The sequence below is a fragment of the Flavobacterium fluviatile genome (genome assembly GCF_010645065.1).
Classification (GTDB): Bacteria; Bacteroidota; Bacteroidia; order Flavobacteriales; family Flavobacteriaceae; genus Flavobacterium; species Flavobacterium fluviatile.
Genome location: NZ_JAADZW010000010.1, coordinates 124928 through 147771 on the forward strand (window position 1 = coordinate 124928; position 22844 = coordinate 147771).

Genomic DNA, 22844 nt, shown 5'->3' on the forward strand with positions numbered 1-22844 from the left:
CGAGTTTTGGGTAATGAGATTACTTTTTTCGGTTGTTTTGGCAATCAAATTAACTTTTGTTTCATTTTTTGAAAACGGTACTTTCTTATAAATTTAGCCTGTTCAGGGGTAACCAACAAAGGAGTTTTGGCGCTTTTTGCTTTCCAGAAACCTCTGATGTAATCCAGGAAGAGAAATGGTTTTTTCTTCATCATGGCCAGTTTTGCAGAAGCAATAGCTGTAATCCAAAAACCATATCCTAAGGTGTAAAATGCCTCTCCTTGTTTGTAACGGGCTGTTTTGTTGTAATTGGCACCGGTTGGTTTGAGGTGTTTTACATGTAAAGATTCGTCTGTAACAATTTTCCAGTCATAATATTTACACAATAATTCATCTACCGTATCCCAGCCCATTGCAGGGCGTAATCCTCCGATTTGCTGAAATGTTTCTTTTCGGTATGCCTTTAAAGCTCCGCGAATATGATCTTTGTCGGTCAGGTTTTCCAAAACCCAGTCACCGTTTTTTTCGATATAACAGAATCCGCCAGCCATACCAACTCTTGGGTCGGATTCGAAATGTTTGATGATGGTTTCGAAATAGTTGGGAGGAAAAATCAAATCTCCGTCTATTTTTACAATTATATCATAATCAGAATCCAGAGTTTCAAAACCTTTCTGAAAAGCCTGAATAACCTTGCTTCCCGGCATATGAATCGCATCTGAAGTTTTGTTGACAACTGAGATATACGGATTCTCTTTTGCAAAACCCAATACAACTTCTTCTGTTTTATCTGTTGAATTGTCATTGACAACCACAACTTTTGATGGTAAAACAGTCTGTGTAACCAAAGATTGCAAAGTCAGACCAATGAGATCCTGTTCATTGTGGGCGGGTATAACAATGTAATACTTCATTTTAAATTTACAATTTTAAATTTAAATTCCAAACTTTTAAAATTCCAAATTCCAATCAAAGCTAGTTCGATTGGAATTTGGAATTTTACTATTGGAATTTATTTAATCTTTTCAGCTGCCACAATATAATATCTCGGAGTAAAATATCGTAATAAAGGTCTTAATCCAAACTTTTTTACCGGATGTGTAAATTGTAAACGGTCGGTTATTTTCCACCCCGTTTTTTCTAAAAGCCAGTCCAGCTGCCAGTCTTCAAATTCGTGGTAATGTCTGTCCCACATGTCTGTTTTAGAACGATATGCTGGCGAAAACCATAAACGTAACGGAATTGAAATTAATATTTTATCACATTTTACGTTTTGTAAAATGGTGTATGGATTTAATAAATGTTCGAAAATTTCAAACGCCGTAAAAACAGTATATTCTTCTGTTTGTAGCGCCCTATGGTCGTTATCTAAATCTTCGCCTTTTGTGTTTTTTACCGTATAACCATTTTCTTCCATTATTTTAGAGAACGGATTTGGAACTCCAAAATCAAAAATGGTTTCTGATGTGCTAACGTGCTTTTGTAAAAACTCTAAAGTAAGTCTGAATCTTTTATTAGGAAACGTTTTTTCGTACATAGTCATTGCGAACGAATCTCTCGTTCATGAATTGTTAATTAGGTCGCAAATATACTAAAAAAGTATTCAGTGTTCAGTTTTTAGTATTCGGTTGGGGTGGTAAGTTTTAAATGAATATCTCGCAAAGACGCAAAGACGCAAGGTTTTAATTTCACGCAGATTATGCAGATTTAAGCAGATTTTTGAAAATCATTTTAATCCTTCCAATCTGTGGAAAAAAAAAGAAACTTTGCGACTTTGCTTCTTTGCAAGATTAATTTACTCGCTGTTAAAATAAAAACTTATTTTATTCTAGTTTAGTGTCTATAAACAAATGCATTAATGTTCATTCCTGCTCCAACAGAAGCAAAAATAACCACATCACCTTTACTGATTTCATGATTTTCCAGTTTTCCCTGAATTAAAAGGTCGTATAAGGTAGGTACAGTTGCAACACTGCTGTTTCCTAAATCATGTATGCTCATTGGCATGATATCCCTGGGAGCTGTTTTGTCGTATAATTTATAAAAACGGTCGATTATGGCTTCATCCATTTTTTCGTTTGCCTGATGAATCAGGATTTTTTTGACCTCGTCAATCCCGATTCCGCTTTTATCCAGACATTCTTTCATAGCCATCGGAACATTGCTCAAAGCAAATTCGTAAATTTTACGACCATACATTTTAATATATTTTACATCGGGATCCAGATCAGGATTGTATGATTTTCCGAAGAAAAGAAAATTGGCTTCATCATTTGCGAAAGTGGCGCTTTCGTAAGATAATAAACCGGCTTCGTCAGTCGAAGCTTCTAAAATGGAAGCTCCCGCACCATCAGAATAAATCATCGAATCACGATCGTGATCGTCAACCACTCTCGAAAGGGTTTCTGCTCCAATCACCAAAACTCTTTTTGCCATTCCGGATTTTATGAAAGCATTTGCCTGCAGAACTCCTTCAATCCATCCCGGGCAGCCGAAAAGAATATCATAAGCCACACATTTTGGGTTTTTGATGTCCAGTTTGTTTTTCACACGGGTTGCCAGACTCGGGATCATATCTGACTGGATTGTTCCCGATTTTACATCGCCAAAGTTGTGGGCAAAAATGATATAATCTAAAGTTTCTTTGTCGATATTAGCATTTGCAATTGCCTTTTCGGCTGCAAAAAAGGCTAAATCAGAAGTGATATGCTGGTCTTCGGCATAACGTCGGTTTTCGATTCCGGTAATGCCTTTGAATTTTTTTATTACTGTTTCGTTAGGATATCCAAAAGGAGTTCCGTCTTCATTTAAAAAAACATGCTTGTCAAAATCGGTATTTTTAACTTCTTTTTGCGGAATATAGCTTCCGATACCTATAATTTTTATTTTCATTTGTTTCTTTTTCCTATAAATTCAGGGCTAATTTATAAATAAATATATTATTAGAGGGATAAAAATTATTATGCATGCATATAATTATGAAATAATAATTTTTTAAGTAATAAAATGATTATTTTTTAATGATTTTTAAATTTTACAGCGATTTCAAACGATTGAAATGGTTAGGATTGATTAAAAAAAGTTTCAGGTTTCAGCTTTCAGGTTTTGTCTGAACTTAAATATTAAATAAAGGTATTCAACTCCACTCAGCTGAAATATATTTTAAATTACTGAATGTGTTTTTGTAATTTAAGCCTAAAAAAATAAAACCCGGCAGGTTTTTAAACGTGCCGGGTTTGTATAATATTGTGAGAAACTAATTTTAGTTCTCCATGTAAGCTTCAATAGGAGCACAACTGCAAATTAAGTTTCTGTCTCCGTATGCATCATCTACACGACGAACAGATGGCCAGAATTTATTTTCGGCAATATAATCTAATGGATAAGCTGCTTTTTCTCTGGAATACGGGAAATCCCAGGCATCAGAAGTTAACATGGCTAATGTATGCGGTGCATTTTTCAATACGTTGTTTTTGTCATCAGCGCTTGCATCTTCGATTTCTTTTCGGATTGAGATTAGTGCATCACAGAAACGGTCTAACTCAGCAAGATCTTCAGATTCTGTTGGTTCGATCATTAAAGTTCCGGCAACCGGGAAAGAAACCGTCGGAGCGTGGAAACCGTAATCCATCAAACGTTTTGCAATATCACCAACTTCGATACCGTTTTCTTTAAACGCGCGGCAATCCAAAATCATTTCGTGAGCCGCTCTTCCGCATTCTCCGGTATAAAGAATTGGGTAGTGACCTTCGAAACGGGATTTCATGTAGTTAGCATTCAAGATGGCGTGCTCTGTAGCGCTTTTTAATCCTTCAGCTCCCATCATTGTGATGTAACCATAAGAGATTAAGCAAACCAAAGCAGATCCGTAAGGTGCAGATGAAATAGCTGTAATCGCTTGTTCACCACCTACATTTAAGATTGGGTTTGTTGGTAAAAATGGAACCAGTTTTTCGTTCACACAGATTGGTCCAACCCCAGGTCCGCCGCCACCGTGAGGAATAGCGAAAGTTTTGTGTAAGTTCAAGTGACAAACATCAGCACCAATTGTAGCCGGATTTGTTAATCCAACCTGGGCATTCATATTAGCACCATCCATATATACTAATCCGCCATTTTCGTGGATTAATTTTGTAATATCGATGATAGTAGATTCGTAAACTCCGTGAGTTGAAGGATACGTTACCATTAAACAAGATAAATCGTCTTTGTGCTCAATGGCTTTTTCTCTTAAATCTTCTACGTCGATGTTTCCTTCCGGAGTTGTTTTGGTAACGATGATTTTCATTCCGGCCATAGCTGCAGAAGCAGGATTGGTTCCGTGTGCAGATGAAGGAATCAAACATACATTACGGTGACCTTCTCCACGTGAAATATGATAAGCACGAATCGCCATCAAACCGGCATATTCTCCTTGTGCTCCAGAGTTTGGCTGTAAGGTTGTTCCGGCAAATCCGGTAATTACATTTAATTGTTCTTCCAGTTTTTTAAGCATAGTGATGTAGCCTTCTGCCTGCTCGACTGGTGCAAACGGGTGGATACTGTTCCAGTTTGGCATTGATAAAGGCAACATTTCAGAAGCAGCGTTCAATTTCATTGTACAGGAACCTAATGAAATCATCGAGTGATTCAATGATAAATCTTTACGCTCTAATTTTTTAATGTAACGCATCAACTGGCTTTCTGAATGATAATTGTTGAATACATCATGCGTTAAGAAATTAGAAGTTCTTTCTAATGAAGCAGGTAATTGACTTGCATCAGTCAATTCAGAAACTGTAAAAGTTTCTTTTCCTAAAGCTTCAGCAAAAATGGCAACGATTTGGTTGATGTCGGCAATTGAAGTCGTTTCGTTTAACGAGATAGAAATTGTGTCAGCATCAGCATAGAAAAAGTTTACTTCGTTTCTTTCTGCAACAGCTTTTACTTTTTGAGCATCAGCTTTTACCAAAATAGTATCAAAATAAGCCGTGTTGGTTTGGTAAACTCCTAATTTATTTAAAGCTTCAGCAGTAGTAACTGCCGACGCATGAACTTTGTTTGCAATGTATTTTAAGCCTTTCGGTCCGTGGTAAACCGCATACATTCCGGCCATAACTGCCAGTAAAACCTGAGCAGTACAAATGTTTGAAGTCGCTTTTTCACGTTTGATGTGCTGTTCACGTGTTCCTAACGCCATACGTAGAGCGCGGTTTCCGTTTACATCAACCGAAACTCCAATGATACGGCCCGGCATAGAACGTTTATACTCATCTTTAGTGGCAAAGTAAGCAGCGTGAGGACCACCGTACCCCATTGGCACACCAAAACGTTGTGTTGTTCCTACTACTACTGCAGCTCCCATTTCTCCCGGAGAAGTTAAGGTTGCTAATGATAAAATATCAGCAGCAAAGGCCACTTTGATTTCGTTTTCTTTTGCTTTAGTAACAAAAGCACTATAATCGTTTACCTGCCCATATTTTCCAGGGTACTGTAAAATAGCTCCGAAGAATTCATTTGAAAAGTCAAATGTCTCATGGTTTCCAACAACCAATTCAATTCCGATTGGAGTCGAACGTGTTTGTAAAACGGATAAAGTCTGAGGAAGAATTTCTTCAGAAACGAAGAATTTATGTGTATTATTTTTCTTTTGATCTCTTGTACGAACATCAAATAATAAAGTCATAGCTTCTGCAGCAGCCGTCCCTTCGTCTAGTAAAGAGGCATTGGCAATTTCCATTCCGGTCAATTCGATAACAGTAGTCTGGAAATTTAAGATTGCTTCTAAACGTCCCTGTGCGATTTCAGCCTGGTAAGGTGTGTAAGCAGTGTACCATCCCGGATTTTCAAAAATATTTCGTTGAATTGGTGCAGGAACGATAGTTGGGTGATATCCCAAACCGATATATGATTTGAAAACTTTATTTTTTTTGCCTAATTCCATAATATGAGCAGCATACTCATATTCAGTCATTGCGGGCTCAAGGATTAAATCATTTTTTAAACGAATTCCATCAGGAAATGTTTCATAAAGTAATTGGTCCATGTTGTTTACACCAATTGTTTTGAACATGTGTTCAAGGTCATTTTCTCCTGTTCCAATGTGTCTTAAAGCAAAAGCATCTGTTCTCATTTTGTAACTTTCTGTATTTTTAAGAGAATGTAATTTGCAAAGCATAGTTCCGATGCAACGGTAATCTATTACAAGGTTTATTACATTTTATAGTAAATGTGTTGTTTTTTTGTGGCGCAAAATTAAGTATTATTAATAATTTAATAGGTATTTTTAACTTCAATTTTTATGAATTTTTCAACCAATAGGAAGGTTTGTTAACAATTGATTAGATTTAAGGCATGAAACTACTGAAACAGCTATTCGATTTTTACTTAAACAGCAGTATCCACGTGGCTTTATCGTGCTATGCTTTGGTACGGATTACGTTTCATGTATTTCATATTCAGTACGATGAACCCATGGCTTTGTTTGTTTTTTTTGGAACAATTGTGGGGTATAATTTTGTTAAATATGATGCGTTGGTCAGGGTTAGACGAAATCCAATCGGAATCCAGCTGAAAATTATTGCTGTTTTGAGTCTTATTTCGGTAATTTTTGTGGGCTATTATTTCTTCCAGTTGAAGCGGATTACCCAAATTTTTTCTGTCGGTATATTTGCTGTTACGGCACTTTATACACTGCCTTTTTTCCCGAACAGAAGAAATGCAAGAAACTGGGCCGGTGTGAAAATTTATATTGTAGCACTTTGCTGGGTGGGGGCTACTCTGGTTCTGCCTTTAATTAATGGGGGAGCAGGATTGACATCTGATTTTTTTATAAAGTCAATTCAGCGTTTTGTTCTGGTTTTTGTACTGATTTTGGTTTTTGAAATTATTGATTTAGCGAATGATGATCCGCATTTGCAAACCGTTCCGCAGACAATTGGAGTAAAAAGAACTAAACTTTTGGGTTTCTTATTACTGATTCCGTTTTGGTTTTTAGAAATTTTTATTTCCACATTTAATTATCGTGATGCTGTAATAAATCTGATTATGGTTATAATGCTTATGTTTTTTATTGCATTTGCAAATCCTGATCGTTTGAAATATTATACTTCTTTCTGGGTCGAAAGTTTGCCGGTTCTTTGGTGGCTTATGATTGTATTTTTGTAGCGCCTCTTTAAATATTGACTTTTTTTCATGAGTGTGATTGCCTTAAGTATGGCTCTTTTTCCTCTCTCATGACCAGAAATTCCTTTTCTGTAACATTTTTCTCATTTTTATTGACTGTCTAATATAATTTTAAGCCAGAAATAAAAAGTTAGCACTATTACTTCTTAAGTCATTTAGTTTGGCTTGTAGTCTTTTTGAAAACTTATTTTCTGAAAATTTATTTCAAACAGTAAAATAAAAAAGTGGAGCAGATCCCACTGAAAAAAACGAGGCGGTTCTGAAAAGCCTTACGAGTAAGAAAAATATTAATTGAAAAGTTATGTCAGATTTATTAGCAGGTGCTTATTTAGCAAAAGGCACAATCGGAAATGTTGGAACACCTGGCGCTCCAGTTGCATCATTTAGTTTAGTAGTAGTACCATCACAGCATTCTGTATCTGGTACAGTAGTTATTACTCAGGCGATACAGGGTCCTGATAGTCATATCGTTGTTCCGGTAACAGGAAAAATATATGCAACCGGATTTGGAAAAGTTATACAGGTTGTTAGCTTAAAAGGTCAATATGTTCATTCATTTCCTCCGCCGGCAATTGGCTCCTTGCTGGCTGACTTTGACGCTCATTTAGCAGTCGATAACGAATGGAACGGTACAGGAGGTTTTTCATATTATGGACATAATGTTGAAAACGTTCCGGTAAAAGCTGTAAATCAGGCTGAATTAGTGTAAATATTTCAGCAAAATGCAATTACTTATACTTAAAAGGCTCGTTTAATGACAAGCCTTTTTTTTGAATTTTAATTAATAGAAAAGTTTATTCGTGCTAAACTATAATAAACACTAACGATTATACTTTTTTGGGGGAAAGTTAATTCGTTTTGTGGAAATTAAAGTTTGTGGCTTTTAAAATTAGTCTATAAATTTTCTGCTATTTTTTTGAGAGTTTTATTTCTTTCCATTAGAAAATGAATCAGATGATTTTTTAAAAACAAAGCATCGAATAATTTCCCGATAATGCCAAACGGAGTTTCATATTGCAGTTGATCTGTCATTATGGTAACTCCGTTTATTTCTTTAAAAAAATGTTCATGTCTGAAAGATTTGAATTTGCCTTCTACCATTTCATCCACAAAATAATCATAAAAAGTCATCACTGTAATCCGGCTTTTGTGCGTAAGGTAAAAACCGAAATGTCTGCCGCGCCAGGTTACTGTTTCATTGAAACTGATTAAACCTGAAGTCACACCAGCAATTGCTTTTTCTTTTGAAGGAGCTGCAGATTGCTGATGAATATCTATATTTCTTGATACATCAAAAACGGTTTGTTTTGGTGCTTTTATTTTTGTTGTGAGGTTTATGATTGTCATTAATTTATGTTTTTTTACTCAAACTTGTCATTTTCGACGAAGGAGAAATCTTCGTTAGAAGCTCGACAAAGATTGATGATTTTGATTGTGGAGGTGTGAATTGGAGTAGTAACAAGTTCTTTAAGGGATTAAATTTCTAAATGTTTCATCTATACTCCCAAACTTAAATTCAAAACCATTTTCCAATAATCGTTTCGGAATCACATTTCGGCTTTTTAAAACCAGTTCTGCTTCTGTCCGAATAAAGAGGGAGCCAATTTCCAGTAAAAATTTATAGTTGCCTTCGCATTCAAACTCAAATGTATAAGGTGAATATTGACTAATTGTCGGATAAGTATAGTTTGAATTACTCCTTGAATTAGGATTACTATTTGCTTTGATGTATTTGTTTATTGCTTTGGTGTCCATTCTAAACCTCGTTTTGTCAAAAGTATAGAATGATTTACTGTTAGACAAAAAAACAAAAAAACCGAAGCAGAAATACTTCGGTTTCAAAATATGTAATAGTCTAAAAATATAAAAAAATCTACAGCAATCCCGCTCTCTTCAGTAAAGCTTCAGGTTTTGGTTCCTGACCTCTAAAACGCTTGTACAAAGTCATAGGATGATCTGTTCCTCCTTTTGAAAGTACATTGTCTTTGAATTTTTTTGCAATTTCTTCATTAAAAATTCCATTTTCCTGAAAATATTCAAAGGCATCAGCATCCAAAACTTCAGCCCATTTGTAGCTGTAATATCCCGATGAATATCCACCCTGAAAAATATGTGAAAAAGCGGTACTCATAGCATTTTCTTTTACATCCGGATATAATTGTGTGTTAGCAAATTGTGCTGTTTCGAATGCTTTTAAATCAGTAATTGTGGTCGGATCCTGCCCGTGCCACGCCATGTCTAAAAGTCCAAAACTTAACTGACGCAGAGTTGCCAAACCTTCCTGAAAACTCGCACTTTCCTTGATCTTCTGTACATATTCAATCGGAATAATTTCTCCTGTTTCATAATGATTGGCAAACAAAGCCAAAGCTTCGGGCTCGTAACACCAGTTTTCCATAATCTGACTTGGTAATTCTACGAAATCCCAGAATACAGAGGTTCCGGATAAACTCGGGTATGTTGTGTTTGCCAGCATTCCGTGTAACCCGTGACCGAATTCGTGGAATAAAGTCGTTACTTCATTAAAAGTCAATAATGAAGGTTTTGTTTCTGTTGGTTTTGTAAAGTTGCAAACGTTCGAAATATGTGGTCTTTCGTTTACGCCGTCTTTTACATATTGTGATTTGAATGAAGTCATCCAGGCACCGTTTCTTTTTCCTTTTCTTGGGAAGAAATCAGCATAGAAAATCGAAACTAAATTATTTTCAGCATCTCTAACTTCATAGGTAATCACTTCTTCATGATATTTGTCGATGTCGAAAACTTCGGTAAAAGTCAACCCGAATAATTTATTGGCAACAGTAAAAGCACCTTCTAAAACTTTTTCTAACTGAAAATACGGTTTCAGCTTTTCATCGTCTAAATTAAAAAGCTGTTGTTTTAATTTTTCAGAATAATAAGCGCCGTCCCATTTTTCTAATTGCTCGATTCCGTCCAGCTCTTTTGCGAAAGCGGTTAATTCTGCAAATTCTTTTTGAGCTGCAGGTTTTGCTTTTGCTAATAAATCATTCAGGAAAGAGAAAACTTTCTCAGGGCTTTGCGCCATTCTTTCTTCCAGAACAAAATGAGCGTGTGTTTTATAACCTAATAAGTTCGCTCTTTCATGACGAAGTTTGGCGATTTTTATCACGTTTTCTTCATTGTTGAATTCGTTCTTTTGGAAACCTTTTGATCCAAAAGCAATGGCCATTTTTTTGCGCAGTTCACGATTGTCAGCATAAGTCAAAAACGGAACATAACTTGGATAATCCAAAGTAAAAATCCAGCCTTCTTTTTCCTGATTTTTGGCTAATAATCTTGCGGCTTCGATGGTTCCTTCCGGAAGACCAGATAAATCTTTTTCATCCGTTAAATGCAGTTCGAAGTTGTTGGTTTCTGCCAGAACATTTTCGCCAAACTGCAAACTTAATTTAGATAATTCTTTGTCGATTTCGCGTAAGCGGTCTTTTTTATCTTCGGCAAGATTAGCTCCGTTTCTGGAGAAACTCTTGTATTTTTTATCTAAAAGTGTGGTTTGTTCCGGGTTGAGGTTCAGACTTTCTTTTTGATCATAAACGGCTTTTATTTTAGCGAATAATTCGGCGTTTAATGTGATGTCGTTTCCAAACTCTGCTAACAAAGGAGAAACTTCCTGAGCGATTTTCTGCATTTCATCATTTGTTTCTGCCGAATTCAGATTAAAGAAAATACTCGAAAGACGATCCAGAACATCACCCGAAAATTCCATTGCCAGAATGGTGTTTTCAAAAGTCGGTGCTTCCGGATTGTTTACTATTGCATCAATTTCGGCTTTAGCCAAAGCAATTCCTTCCTGAAAAGCCGGAAAATAATCTTCGATTTTTATCTGTGAAAAAGGTGCAGTGTTATGTTTGGTATTGAAATATTGTGTTAAGATGCTCATGATGTAGATTTTTGTCCTGCAAGGTTTTTAAAACCTTGTAGGTTTAAAGTTTAAATTATGGTTTGAAGTTTTCTAAATTTTGAAAGTTGTTCCAAAAACGAAGCAATTCTAAGTTGTTGTTTTCGATTCGGTAAAAAAGTGAAATATGTTTGGTGATGACGATTTTATAAACGCTTTTATAATTTGTTTTAAGAAATAAAACATTGTCATTTTTTAAAAGTGTAATTGTGGTATTTACTTTTTCAATGAAATTTCGAGCAACTTTCTCAGACCATTCAGCTTCCAGATAATCGATGTTGTTCCAAAAGTCTTGTTTAGCTTGTGGAGACCAAATTACATTCATTATTTAAAGTATTTTGAATAACGATTTTTGGTTTCTTCCATAACAACATCATGTGAAATACCTTCATTATTATCTAAAGAATAAATAGCCTCATTGATTTTGCTTTTTTGTTCTTTTAAAAGACTTTCTTTAGATCGAATGAACTCGACAATTTCCTGAATTAAGTCAGGATTATCAATGTCTAAAACAATTTTAGCCAGCTCTATTTTAGAAGTTTGAATGTTCATTTTACTTTTTTCTCAAAGTTAAGTTTTTCTTTTAGAAATTTTTATAAGGATTAGTTAATTCTTGAATCGAGCTATTTCACAAAGATGCACCAAGAAAAAAAACACAGAGTTTCGCAAAGTTTTTTTAAATTATTCTTTGCGAAGCTTTGTGTTTATTTTTGTGAATCTCTGTGGAATTAACTTATTTCTTTAAACCTTCAGCCGCTTTATTAACTGCCGCTTTCAATTCTTCTTTATAAGCAAGAATCGTATCCAAAACTTTTTTGTCATGGCTTCCGATGATTTGTGCTGCTAAAATACCGGCATTTTTAGCTCCGTTTAAAGCTACCGTCGCAACAGGAACTCCGCCCGGCATTTGCAGAATAGATAAAACAGAATCCCATCCATCAATAGAATTGCTTGATTTTACAGGAACTCCAATTACTGGAAGTGGAGACATAGAAGCCACCATTCCTGGTAAATGAGCCGCACCGCCTGCACCGGCAATAATTACCGAGATTCCGCGATTGTGTGCGTTTTTACTGAAATCGAATAATTTCTCCGGCGTTCTGTGTGCCGAAACGATATCTACTTCAACTTCTACATTAAATTGTTTTAATATGTCGATTGCATCCTGCATGACGGGCATGTCGGAGATGCTTCCCATTATAATAGCTACTTTGCTCATGTGTGTTTTTTTGTTGTGTTTTGTTTCAGGTTTAAAGTTTCAGGTTTATTGAACTGAAATGATAAATATTGTTTGTTTAAGATTGTTTTATGGCTTTATAAATTAAAAATATAATTCCAAAACTTAATGCAATTAAGAACAATATTATAAGTAAGAATCCAATAAAGCTTATAATCCTCTCACCAAGATATTCATTTTTATCGGTAAATTTTTCAACGCATGTTTTAATTGAATTTGGAATTCCGCCTGCCTTTGAAGTATTATCGAGTAAATCAAAAAAATCCAGAAATCCCATTTCTAATGTTTGTTTTAAGTTAAGAAAACTTCAACTAAGGACTAATCACTAACTACTAGGGACTAATTACTAATCACTCTAATCGTATTCTTAACTTCCTGCGCAATTCTTCTCGCTTCCGCCATATCTTCATTTACAATCGTCACGTGACCCATTTTTCTAAACGGACGCGTTTGCTTTTTACCGTAAATATGAGGAGTAACGCCATTCCATCCTAAAATGGTTTCGATGTTTTCATACACTACATTTCCGGAAAAACCTTCAGCACCGACTAAATTGACCATAATTCCGGCCACTTTGCTGTCTGTGTTTCCTAGTGGAAGATCTAAAATAGCACGTAAATGATTTTCGAATTGTGAAGTATAACTGGCTTCAATAGAATAATGACCGGAATTGTGCGGACGCGGCGCTACTTCGTTTACCAAAATTTCGTCGTCCTGCGTCTGGAACATTTCAACTGCTAAAAGACCAACGTGATTGAAGTTTTCTGAAACTTGTAAAGCGATTGCTCGGGCTTTTTCAGCTACTTTATCATCGATTCTTGCCGGGCAGATAACGTACTCCACTTGATTCGCTTCCGGATGAAATTCCATTTCGACAACCGGATACGTTTTCATTTCTCCTGACGGATTTCTGACTACAATTACTGCCAATTCGTTTTTGAACGGAACCATAGTTTCTGCAATGCATTCTACATTTGGCAACGTATCTAAATCGGATACTTGACGAACTATTTTTACACCATTTCCGTCGTAACCAAATTCGGTGCATTTCCATACAAAAGGCATCTCGACTCCGCTCGATGTGACAGCAGATTTTAGTTGATCTAAATTTTCAAATCTTTCGAATGGTGCGGTTGGAATATCATTTTTAGCGTAAAATTCTTTTTGAACGCCTTTATTCTGAATTCCTTTTAAGGTTTTAGGAGATGGATATACTTTTAAACCTTCATTTTCTAATTGCGTTAAAGCTTCAAGATTTACCAATTCGATTTCAAAAGTCAAAACATCGACTTGTTTTCCGAAATTGTAAACAGTGTCATAATCCATTAAATCGCCTTGAAAAAACTTGTTGCAGGCAATTTTACTGGGCGCTTCGTCACTTGGATCCAGAACATAAGTTTGTATGTCAAATTTTCTGGTGTCAAACAAAAGCATTTTGCCTAATTGTCCGCCACCTAATATTCCTAATTTAAAATCAGAAGAAAAATAATTCATTGTTATTATAGTGTATTAAGAAATTCATCCGGTGTGAATACATTGATTTCAGAAAATTTAAAATCTTTCAAATCTCTGGTAATAATGCAATCCATTGAATTTATTGATTGAGCTGATGTAATTTGAATGGCATCTTCAAAATCTTTATGATTGGATTTTAAGCTTTTTTTTAAAATGGATTCTGTCACGGCTATTATTGAAATTGTATCTAGTAAATCTTCAATAATAGAACGCAGCTCTTTTTGATCAACTACTTTTTTTGCAATATAATGCATGGTTGCAATAGAATGCGATGAAGAATATATAGTAATTTTATGTCGTTGACAATAATCAAAAATTGAAATCGCATTTTTCGAAAATGGAAATCTATTTGCAACAATATCAACTAGTATATTGGTATCAAGAAAAATATTTTTAAAAGCCATATTTTTCTCTATAGTGTTCTTCTTTTACTTTTTCTTCGTCAAAATCTGGCGGCAATGTAATTCTTCCGATAAGTTTTTTAACTTTTGGATGAATATCATCGTAGGTTTCTTCTTTTTCGGTCAGATTTTTAAAATAACTCTCAACCAGTTCAGATAAACTTCTGCCCGTTTTTTTAGCATACGATTTTGCCTGCTCGATAACTTCTTTTTCTAAAGATAATGTGAGTTTAGTATTCATATACGTAAAGTTTTTACAAATGTACGTAAAATAATTATTTTGATCGAATTGCAAATTTAATTTTTCCGCCACGAATTCACGAATTTGTAATTATATAAATTCGTGAATTCGTGGCTAAAAAAATCTTTCCAATCCTTTTAATTTGGTAAAAAAATCATTTCATTTTCTTCAAAACTTCTTTTGCAACGGCTTTATACGCTGCCGAATGATATCCGAAATCTTTATCAAGAATAATTTTCAGTTCAGGATGAATCCAGTCGTACTGTTTTCCTAAAATATATAATGTCCTTATCGAGTAGGCCTTTGTGGCGACTTTTGCATCATTAATCAGCCAGTCAAAACTCGCTTCTATGCAATCCTGCAGGTTTTCTTCGGATAAACAGATTTTGTTTTTCTCTTTTTTATAATGTGACTTCACTAAAAGCTGAACGATTTTTGCAATTGGCCTAAGTGAACTTTCATCTTTCAGAACCTTCAAATTCGAACAGAAAAAATCAAGATGCGGCTGCAGCCAAAGTAACTCTTCATAAGATACAAACTCTAAAATCCAGCAGGCTTTATGACTGTTTTTGTCCGAAGGTGTAAAACAGATTGAAACTAATTCACCGAAAAGCGCAGGATTTTCTAAAATGTCCTGTGCCGTTTTGAGACGGCTTTCCCGATACGCATTTACATAATTCAGTTTTTCCTGTAGTTCAGAAAGCATTTTTAAGTTTAATTTTGATTCAGCCCCTAAAATAAATAATTTAAGGAAATGATTCCATAGTAATTTACAGGAAGTCCCGGATAATAATATCTTGGAGATGAAGTTCCAACCGGAAGTGCATTTGGTAAAATCAGAGAGGCATATTTTTCATTGGTCAGATTATTGATGCCAAAAGCCAAATTGGTATTGAGATTTTGCAGAATTTCAAAACGATAACCGGTTTTAAAATTAATGACGGAATAAGAATCCGAAAAAGCGGAATTCGAATCGTTCATCGGAAGTTCATCCACAAATTGATAATCGGCGTTCAGGTAAATTCCTAAACGGGTATTGAAAACCAAACCCGCATTTATTTTATTGGATGGGACTCCCGTTAATTTATTTCCGGAATAATCATTTCCGTTATCTAAAAATTCTTTAAACTCGTATTTTCCAACAGAACCTCCAATGTAAGAGTTCAGGTTTAAAAAGGAATTCATTTGCCAATTGTGTTTGAGTGTAATTTCGATTCCTTCATGCAGTGTTTTTCCGGCATTCACACCTTCATATTGGTCATCGCCAATTCTTTTCGCAACTAATAAATCCTTTATTTCCATTCGGTAAGCAGCAAATTCGGTATAAAGGTTTTTGTTGAAAAAGTAAAATTTCCCTCCAATTTCAAAGTTGTATCCGTTTTCAGGTTTGATATCAGGATTAATGGTACCGTTGCTTGTTAAAGTTTCTTCGGTTGTGGGTAATGAAAATCCACGGCTTGCTGAAAAATATAGGGTTTGTTGCTGATTTGGTTTGAACAGTAAAGAAAGTTGTGGCGAAAAGATTCCGTCATAGGTGTACTTTTCAGTTGCGGTTTTTTGCGGAAGAAAGTTCGTGAGTTCAAAATGGGTTTCATTATAATTTAAACCAAACTGAAGCTCGAATTTTTCAGAAAGCAACGATCGGATTTGCGAAAAAATATTGTAAAAATGCCTTCTCTGATCAGTTGCTGTCAATTGATTTCCCTGAAGGCTTCCTTGTCCGTTATTTTGTTTGTATAAATTTTCAAAAGTGTTACCGTTGTACTTTTCGGTAAAATATTCCATTCCGAAAATGAATTGATTTTCCAGTTTTCCAATTTCGAAGTTTCCTGAAAACTGCGTTCGCGCTCCGGTTGCAAAAGTATATTGCCGTAAAATGTCAAAAGGGCGAGGTTCATTGCTGTCTTTATAATTGATAAAAACAGAAGTCGAATTATTCAGATTGTCATTGATTTTGAAATCATAAGCCAGTCCGCCCAAAGTCGATTTGTACTCTTTAAAACCTTTTGAAGCCACCCAGGTCGGCGCTCCGGACTCCGGATTATTATCGTAAGTCTCTTTGTTAACAGAACTCGGAATATAGCCTTTCAGATAAGTATAATTGGAGAAATAAGTAAGTTTGCTGTTTTGTTTTCTGAATAATTCTCCCGCAAGCGTAATTCCTTCACGTTTGTAAGCACTGTTTTCTCGCCATCCATCGGATTTCAGATTATGATAACTTAAATTCAGGCTTGATTTTTTTTCATCCAGACTATAATTCAAACTGTTTTTCAATAATCCAAAAGAACCAAATACAGAACTTATTCCGGCAGTTTGTCCATTATTTTTTGAAAGCTGAGGTGAGATCAAAATTGCTCCGCCTAATCCTGCTCCGTAAATACTGGAAAGGGGGCCTTTAATAATCTCAATCTGGTTCAGGTTTTCTAAATCAATGTCATCAATCACCGTTTCGCTGTTTCCCGAAGTCAGCGGAATACTGCCGTAAAAAGCCCTTATTTTGTTCGTCCCATAAGGCGTTCTGGCTCCAATACCGCGAATTGAAATTCGGGTTGTGGTAAAATTCGAAGACTGCATAAAAACACCCGGAATTGTATTAACGACATTCGTAATATCAGTTGCGTTATTCTGCAATAAATCTTTTTTGGAAAGAATCCCGATTGAAGCCGGTGCATTCTGTAAACTGTCATTGATATGAAAAGAGCTGATAATAACTTCTTCGAGTTTTTCCGGTCGAACAGCATCAGCAGATTTGCCTTTTTCTTCCTGAGCAAAAGTGTTTTGGAAAACAATTACGACAAAAAGAAAGAGGCAATATTTTTTAAAAAGCATACAAAGGGTTTGTTTTTTGAGTGTAATTTTAACACATAGAAACATAGTTTTGCCATGCGAATAAAGGTATTTCACTTCTACAATACACATAGCTATGTGTTTTTTAAAAAAGTGAAACGCCTTTTTTAAGTTCCAGAAATACTATGATTCTATGTGTTTAAAAAATTTGCGTAAAGTTTGGAATTTGGAATTTATCCCGATAATTATAAGATTGGAATTTACTTATTCGCCTTAACCTTCCAAATCGTATTTCCGCTATCATCATTTACCAAAAGTGATCCGTCATTCATAACTGTTACCGCAACCGGACGTCCGTAAACTTCGGCTTTGTTTTCATCAGAAATAAATCCTGTTAAAAAATCCTCTGGTTTACCTGATGGTTTTCCGTCTTTAAAAGGAACAAATAATACTTTGTAACCAGAAATCTTAGAACGGTTCCAGGAGCCGTGCTGACCTACAAAAGCCCCATTTTTATATTTAGCAGGGAAATCATCCTTGGTGTAGAAAGCCAACCCTAAAGAGGCGGTGTGCGATCCAACCGGAACATCGGGAACAATTGTTTTTTCAACCAAATCTTTTCTTTGGCCTTTCATTCTCGGATCAGGAATATTTCCGAAATAAGAATAGGGCCAACCGTAGAAGCCGTCTCTTTTTACGCTCGTAATATAATCCGGAACCAAATCGTCTCCCAGCTCATCGCGTTCGTTCACTGCAGTCCAGAGTTCCTTTTTATTGGCAGGATTCCAATCCATTCCAACCGGATTTCTAAGTCCCGAAGCGTAGATTTTTTCGCCTGTACCATCAGGATTAATTTCTAAGATAGCGGCACGACGGATCTCTTTGTCCATACCATTCTCTCCATTATTACTTCCGGAACCTACAGAAACATAAATCTTACTTTCGTCAGGGCTTGCCAGTAAATTTCTTGTCCAGTGGTTGTTGTAGCCTCCGGCAGGAAGTTCAAGTATTTTTGCGCCTTTAGTCTCTAATTTCAGAGGATTGTTTTTATAAGGGTAGCGGTATAATCCGTCAGTGTTGGCAACGTAGAAAAAGTCTTTCAAAACCAGCATTCCAAAAGGTTTGTTTAGTCCGGTAATAAAAACTTCACGGGTTTCAAATTTTCCGTCCTTGTCCTTGTCACGCAAAACTGTAATCTGGTTTTTGCTGGCTCCTGTTCCGCTTTCTACCACAAAAACGTCATTATTTGGAGCTATGTAAGTCCAACGCGGATTTTCAAACCCGTCTGCAAATTTCGTAACTGTAAAACCTTCTGGCGCTTTTGGTGTTTTTCCTTCGGGCCACCCAATGACTTTGCTGTGCATTGTTTTAGATTCGGTTGCATAGGGAGGTGGGAGTGTAATAGCTCCAATGGCAGTTTTTACCACATTGCCGGGTTGTTTTGCAAGTGCTTCTTTTTCCTCTTTTTTTACCTGGCCGTTACAGGCTGTCATTACAGTTAAGAAGGCCAGGGATAATAATTGTATAGCAGTTTTCATAAATTGGATATTAAATTTTTGCGAAACAACAATTTACTTAAATTTACGATAGCAGGCAAAAACCATTTGTAAATATTAACTGATATTTAACATTCGTAAAAAAGTAATTTTCTCATTCGATTTTGATGTATTCTGTTTGATAGTAATTCTGTATCTTTGTCCATTATTTTAAAGAAGAAAATAATGATACAACTTCACGATAAACAATTTGTTCCATTTATTTCAGCTAAAGAAATTGATTTTGCTTTATCCAAAATAGTGGCGCAGATAGAAGATGATTTTGGAGATGATACTCCCATTTTTGTTGGTGTTTTAAATGGTGCATTTATGGTTGTAGCAGACTTTCTAAAAAAATATAAAAGTCCATGCGAAGTTTCATTCATCAAAATGGCATCTTATGAAGGAACACAAAGCACTAATTCGGTTAAAGAATTAATCGGAATCAATCAGGATCTTTCAGGAAGAACTGTTATTATAATTGAAGATATTATCGATACAGGAAACACAATCGAGGAATTAAAACAGAAGTTTAAAGAGCAAAATGTAAAGCATTTTAAAATTGCAACTTTGTTTTTTAAACCGGATGCTTATAAAAAAGACATCAAAATAGATTATGTCGGAATCAGGATTCCAAACAAATTCATTGTAGGCTACGGTCTGGATTACGATGGCTTAGGGAGAAATTTACCCGAAATCTATAAGTTAGCAGAATAATTATAAACAAAACACAACTATATATTCATTTTAAACTTCTTAAAAAAAGAAGCGCAACAATTACATTCATTATGATTAACATCGTTTTATTTGGAAAGCCTGGAGCAGGAAAAGGAACTCAGGCAGAATTTTTAAAAGAAAAATACAATTTAACACACCTTTCAACAGGAGATATTTTTCGTTTCAATTTAAAAAATGATACTGAATTAGGTAAAAAAGCAAGAGGTTTTATGGACAATGGAGAATTGGTTCCTTGCGAATTAACTACCGAAATGTTAATTGATGAAGTAAAAAAACATCCTGATACTGCCGGATTTTTATTTGACGGATACCCAAGAACAATCAATCAGGCGGAGGCTTTAGATAAATTTTTGCCAACAATTGGTTCAAAAGTTACCGCTACAATTGCTTTAGAAGCTGATGATGAAATTTTGGTAGCCCGTTTGCTTGAAAGAGGTAAAACAAGTGGAAGAGCTGACGATCAGGACGAAGATAAAATTCGGGTGAGATATCAGGAGTACAACGAAAAAACAGCTCCGTTAATTGGATATTACAAAGAGCAGAATAAATTTCATGCCGTAAACGGTATCGGAACAATTGAAGAAATTACAGAAAGATTAACGTCAGTTATAGATAATTTGTAGAAGCTTTTCCCAGCTGTACGTTACAAGTCCTCGCTAAAAAAAACTATTTTTCCAAACCATAAAACGAGCTTCCTCCGGTCGCTGTTTTCTGGCAGGAAAAATTAGTTTTTTTACCTCCGGGCTTTTCTCTTCCATCTGGGCTATAACACGATCAGGGTTACAAATTACATTAACGACTATTATATAACGAACAAGCCACAAATTGGAAATACTAATAATATTTTTTCTAATACTGTTAAACGGAGTTTTCTCGATGTCAGAAATTGCATTGATTTCGGCTAGAAAAAACAGACTTGAAACTGCTGCTAAAAAAGGAAATAAAAGTGCTAAAACAGCACTTGATTTGGCCAATTCCCCAAACAAATTTTTGTCAACTGTACAAATCGGAATCACCTTAATCGGAATTTTGACGGGTATTTATTCCGGGGATAAAATCACATCTGATGTTCAGGTTTTTGTCAGCGGATTTGAAGTTCTAAAACCGTATGCTAATTCAGTTGCAGTTGGAATTGTGGTAGTTGTATTAACTTTTTTCTCATTGGTTTTGGGAGAGTTACTGCCAAAAAGAATTGGTTTAAATTATCCTGAATCCATTGCCAAAATGGTGGCTATGCCAATGAAAGTGATTTCAATTATCACGGCACCATTTATCTGGCTTCTTACCTCGTCAACCGATTTTTTATTGAATATCCTTCAGATAAAACCAACTGCCGACGGAAAAGTGACCGAAGAAGAAATTAAAGCCATCATCAAAGAAGGAACCGAAGTAGGCGAAGTTCAGGAAATTGAGCAGGACATCGTGGAACGTGTATTTCACATTGGAGACCGTAAAGTAAGTTCGTTAATGACACACCGAAAATCAGTAGATATGCTGCCGTTAAATACTGATAAGACCAAAATCAAAGAGTTGGTGGTTCAGGATTTGCATGCAGTTTATCCGGTTTACAATAACAATTATGATGATATCGTGGGAGTTGTAACCTTAAAAAATATTTTTGCCAATATCGAAAATGATAATTTTGATCTTGCTACGATCATGACCGAAGCACCTTATTTAATGGAACAGACCACTGCTTACAAAGCGCTGGAAAATTTCAAAAAAACAGGCGTTCATTATGCATTAGTTTCAGATGAATATGGCGTTTTTCAGGGAATGATTACGCTGAACGATATTCTTGAAGCCCTGGTTGGTGACGCATCTGAATTTTACAAAGACGAATTTCAGCTTGTAGAAAGGGAAGATGGGTCCTGGCTGGTTGACGGACATTATTCATTACACGATTTTTTAACGTATTTCGAATTAGACGAACTTACAAACGATTACGAAGTTAACACCGTAAGCGGAATGATTATGACTGAACTTTCACATATTCCAAAAGTAGGAGAAAAGTTAATCTGGCAAAAATTCGTGTTGGAAGTTGTCGATATGGACGGTGTGAAGATTGACAAAGTGCTTGTGAAAGCTTTAAAAGAGTAGAGAAAATTTTGTTTCACGTTTAAAGTCTACAGTTTCAAGTTGCGCAACGCATAACCTGGAACCTGAAACCTGAAACCTGAAACTTTACATAAAGAAAAAAAATGACAGAAGGAAATTTTGTAGATTACGTTAAGATATACGTTTCTTCCGGAAAAGGAGGAAAGGGATCTACGCATTTACATAGGGAGAAATTTATTGAAAAAGGAGGTCCGGACGGAGGAGACGGTGGTCGGGGAGGACATGTGTATTTAGTAGGAAATAAAGGGCTCTGGACGTTATTTCATTTGAAGTTTGCACGTCATATTAAAGCCGGACACGGTGGAGACGGAGGAGGTGATCGCAGTACCGGTGCTGATGGTGAAGATAAATTTATCGAAGTGCCTTTGGGTACTGTTGTAAAAGATAAAGAAACAGGAGAAACCTTGTTCGAAATTACCGAAGACGGTGAAAAAAGAATTCTTTCAAAAGGGGGAAAAGGTGGTTTGGGAAACTGGCATTTTAGAAGTTCAACAAATCAAACACCTCGTTATGCACAGCCAGGTTTGCCGGGTGTAGAAATGGATGTGATTCTGGAACTTAAAGTTCTGGCTGATGTTGGGCTGGTTGGTTTTCCAAATGCAGGAAAATCGACATTATTATCTGTACTGACTTCTGCAAAACCAAAAATTGCCGATTATCCTTTTACGACTTTAAAACCAAATTTAGGAATTGTAGCATACAGGGATTTTCAGTCATTTGTAATTGCAGATATTCCGGGAATTATTGAAGGAGCTGCAGAAGGAAAAGGGCTTGGGCATTATTTTCTGCGTCATATTGAGCGTAATTCAACTTTGCTGTTTTTAGTTCCGGTTGATACACCGGATATTAGAGCTGAATATGATATACTGGTTAATGAGCTGACGAAGTATAATCCAGAAATGCTGGACAAAGAGCGTCTTTTGGTAATCTCAAAATGCGACATGCTGGATGATGAGCTAAAAGCTGAGCTCAAAGCCGAATTGGATGTGTCCTTTAAAGATGTTCCCTATATGTTTATTTCATCTGTTGCGCAGCAAGGTCTGACCGATTTGAAAGACAGACTTTGGAAAATGCTTAATGAGTAAAATAATATTGAATTTTATATAAAGGTGTTCTGTACTGCAGGACATCTTTTTTGTTTGTAATAAAATGTTAAATCCGCAAAAAATCAATAAAAAAGAGACTTCTAAATTTGATTTTCAATGTAAAT

At 35.6% G+C, this 22844-nt stretch carries 23 protein-coding genes; 6 read left to right on the plus strand and 17 right to left on the minus strand.

Annotated elements, in window-relative coordinates:
- Positions 1-44: 44 nt before the first annotated feature.
- From GXM17_RS12225 to gcvP, 4 genes are all read right to left on the minus strand, one after another.
- Positions 45-893, minus strand: coding sequence for a glycosyltransferase family 2 protein (locus GXM17_RS12225; RefSeq protein ID WP_163399618.1), 849 nt, complete (start codon positions 891-893; stop codon positions 45-47).
- A 98-nt stretch (positions 894-991) separates the two neighbouring features.
- Positions 992-1516, minus strand: coding sequence for a methyltransferase (locus tag GXM17_RS12230; protein ID WP_163399647.1), 525 nt, complete (start codon positions 1514-1516; stop codon positions 992-994).
- Positions 1517-1812: 296 nt separating this feature from the next.
- Positions 1813-2871: a 3-oxoacyl-ACP synthase III family protein gene (locus GXM17_RS12235; RefSeq protein WP_163399619.1), complete on the minus strand. Its 1059-nt coding sequence runs from the start codon at positions 2869-2871 to the stop codon at positions 1813-1815.
- Positions 2872-3241: 370 nt separating this feature from the next.
- Entirely contained in the window at positions 3242-6091 is a 2850-nt protein-coding gene (gene gcvP, locus GXM17_RS12240; protein WP_163399620.1) for an aminomethyl-transferring glycine dehydrogenase, read from the minus strand.
- Between the two features lie 221 nt (positions 6092-6312).
- On the opposite strand from gcvP, the gene GXM17_RS12245 reads away from it, so the two are divergent.
- Positions 6313-7125, plus strand: a complete 813-nt coding sequence (locus tag GXM17_RS12245; protein WP_163399621.1) for a UbiA prenyltransferase family protein — start codon at positions 6313-6315, stop codon at positions 7123-7125.
- A gap of 319 nt (positions 7126-7444) precedes the next feature.
- Positions 7445-7852: a DUF1842 domain-containing protein gene (locus GXM17_RS12250; RefSeq protein WP_163399622.1), complete on the plus strand. Its 408-nt coding sequence runs from the start codon at positions 7445-7447 to the stop codon at positions 7850-7852.
- Positions 7853-8037: 185 nt separating this feature from the next.
- Here the strand turns inward: GXM17_RS12250 and GXM17_RS12255 are convergent, their stop codons facing one another.
- The 13 genes from GXM17_RS12255 to GXM17_RS12315 form a co-directional block, all read right to left on the minus strand.
- Entirely contained in the window at positions 8038-8490 is a 453-nt protein-coding gene (locus GXM17_RS12255) for an SRPBCC family protein (RefSeq protein ID WP_163399623.1), read from the minus strand.
- A gap of 120 nt (positions 8491-8610) precedes the next feature.
- Positions 8611-8898, minus strand: a complete 288-nt coding sequence (locus GXM17_RS21950) for a DUF1731 domain-containing protein (RefSeq protein WP_341872906.1) — start codon at positions 8896-8898, stop codon at positions 8611-8613.
- Positions 8899-9016: 118 nt separating this feature from the next.
- A complete protein-coding gene (locus tag GXM17_RS12265; RefSeq protein WP_163399624.1) occupies positions 9017-11044 on the minus strand; it encodes a M3 family metallopeptidase in 2028 nt (675 codons plus the stop codon).
- A gap of 55 nt (positions 11045-11099) precedes the next feature.
- Complete coding sequence (locus GXM17_RS12270; RefSeq protein WP_163399625.1) at positions 11100-11387, minus strand: type II toxin-antitoxin system RelE/ParE family toxin; 288 nt, start codon at positions 11385-11387, stop codon at positions 11100-11102.
- A complete protein-coding gene (locus tag GXM17_RS12275; RefSeq protein WP_163399626.1) occupies positions 11387-11614 on the minus strand; it encodes a hypothetical protein in 228 nt (75 codons plus the stop codon). Before GXM17_RS12275 ends, GXM17_RS12270 begins: the two co-directional genes overlap by 1 nt.
- A 181-nt stretch (positions 11615-11795) precedes the next feature.
- Positions 11796-12281, minus strand: a complete 486-nt coding sequence (gene purE / locus GXM17_RS12280; RefSeq protein WP_163399627.1) for a 5-(carboxyamino)imidazole ribonucleotide mutase — start codon at positions 12279-12281, stop codon at positions 11796-11798.
- Positions 12282-12357: 76 nt separating this feature from the next.
- Entirely contained in the window at positions 12358-12576 is a 219-nt protein-coding gene (locus GXM17_RS12285) for a hypothetical protein (RefSeq protein ID WP_163399628.1), read from the minus strand.
- Positions 12577-12638: 62 nt separating this feature from the next.
- Positions 12639-13793 carry a 5-(carboxyamino)imidazole ribonucleotide synthase gene (locus GXM17_RS12290; protein ID WP_163399629.1) on the minus strand — a complete coding sequence of 385 codons (1155 nt, stop codon included), beginning with the start codon at positions 13791-13793 and terminating at the stop codon, positions 12639-12641.
- A 5-nt stretch (positions 13794-13798) separates the two neighbouring features.
- The gene (locus GXM17_RS12295) at positions 13799-14218 is read right to left on the minus strand and encodes a type II toxin-antitoxin system VapC family toxin (RefSeq protein WP_163399630.1); all 420 of its coding nucleotides are present in this window, start codon (positions 14216-14218) and stop codon (positions 13799-13801) included.
- Positions 14208-14456, minus strand: coding sequence for a DUF6364 family protein (locus GXM17_RS12300; protein WP_163399631.1), 249 nt, complete (start codon positions 14454-14456; stop codon positions 14208-14210). Before GXM17_RS12300 ends, GXM17_RS12295 begins: the two co-directional genes overlap by 11 nt.
- A gap of 154 nt (positions 14457-14610) precedes the next feature.
- On the minus strand, positions 14611-15162 hold the full coding sequence (locus GXM17_RS12305; RefSeq protein ID WP_163399632.1) for a hypothetical protein: 552 nt from the start codon (positions 15160-15162) through the stop codon (positions 14611-14613).
- A 26-nt stretch (positions 15163-15188) separates the two neighbouring features.
- The gene (locus tag GXM17_RS12310) at positions 15189-17285 is read right to left on the minus strand and encodes a TonB-dependent receptor (protein ID WP_163399633.1); all 2097 of its coding nucleotides are present in this window, start codon (positions 17283-17285) and stop codon (positions 15189-15191) included.
- 218 nt (positions 17286-17503) lie between these two features.
- Entirely contained in the window at positions 17504-18781 is a 1278-nt protein-coding gene (locus GXM17_RS12315) for a PQQ-dependent sugar dehydrogenase (protein ID WP_163399634.1), read from the minus strand.
- A gap of 183 nt (positions 18782-18964) precedes the next feature.
- Between GXM17_RS12315 and hpt the strand changes: the two genes are divergently transcribed.
- The 4 genes from hpt (at position 18965) to obgE (ending at position 22719) form a co-directional block, all read left to right on the plus strand.
- A complete protein-coding gene (gene hpt / locus GXM17_RS12320; protein WP_163399635.1) occupies positions 18965-19495 on the plus strand; it encodes a hypoxanthine phosphoribosyltransferase in 531 nt (176 codons plus the stop codon).
- 71 nt (positions 19496-19566) lie between these two features.
- Positions 19567-20139 carry an adenylate kinase gene (locus GXM17_RS12325; RefSeq protein ID WP_163394005.1) on the plus strand — a complete coding sequence of 191 codons (573 nt, stop codon included), beginning with the start codon at positions 19567-19569 and terminating at the stop codon, positions 20137-20139.
- A gap of 202 nt (positions 20140-20341) precedes the next feature.
- Positions 20342-21616, plus strand: coding sequence for a hemolysin family protein (locus tag GXM17_RS12330; protein WP_163399636.1), 1275 nt, complete (start codon positions 20342-20344; stop codon positions 21614-21616).
- A 101-nt stretch (positions 21617-21717) separates the two neighbouring features.
- Complete coding sequence (gene obgE / locus GXM17_RS12335) at positions 21718-22719, plus strand: GTPase ObgE (protein WP_163399637.1); 1002 nt, start codon at positions 21718-21720, stop codon at positions 22717-22719.
- Positions 22720-22844: the final 125 nt, after the last annotated feature.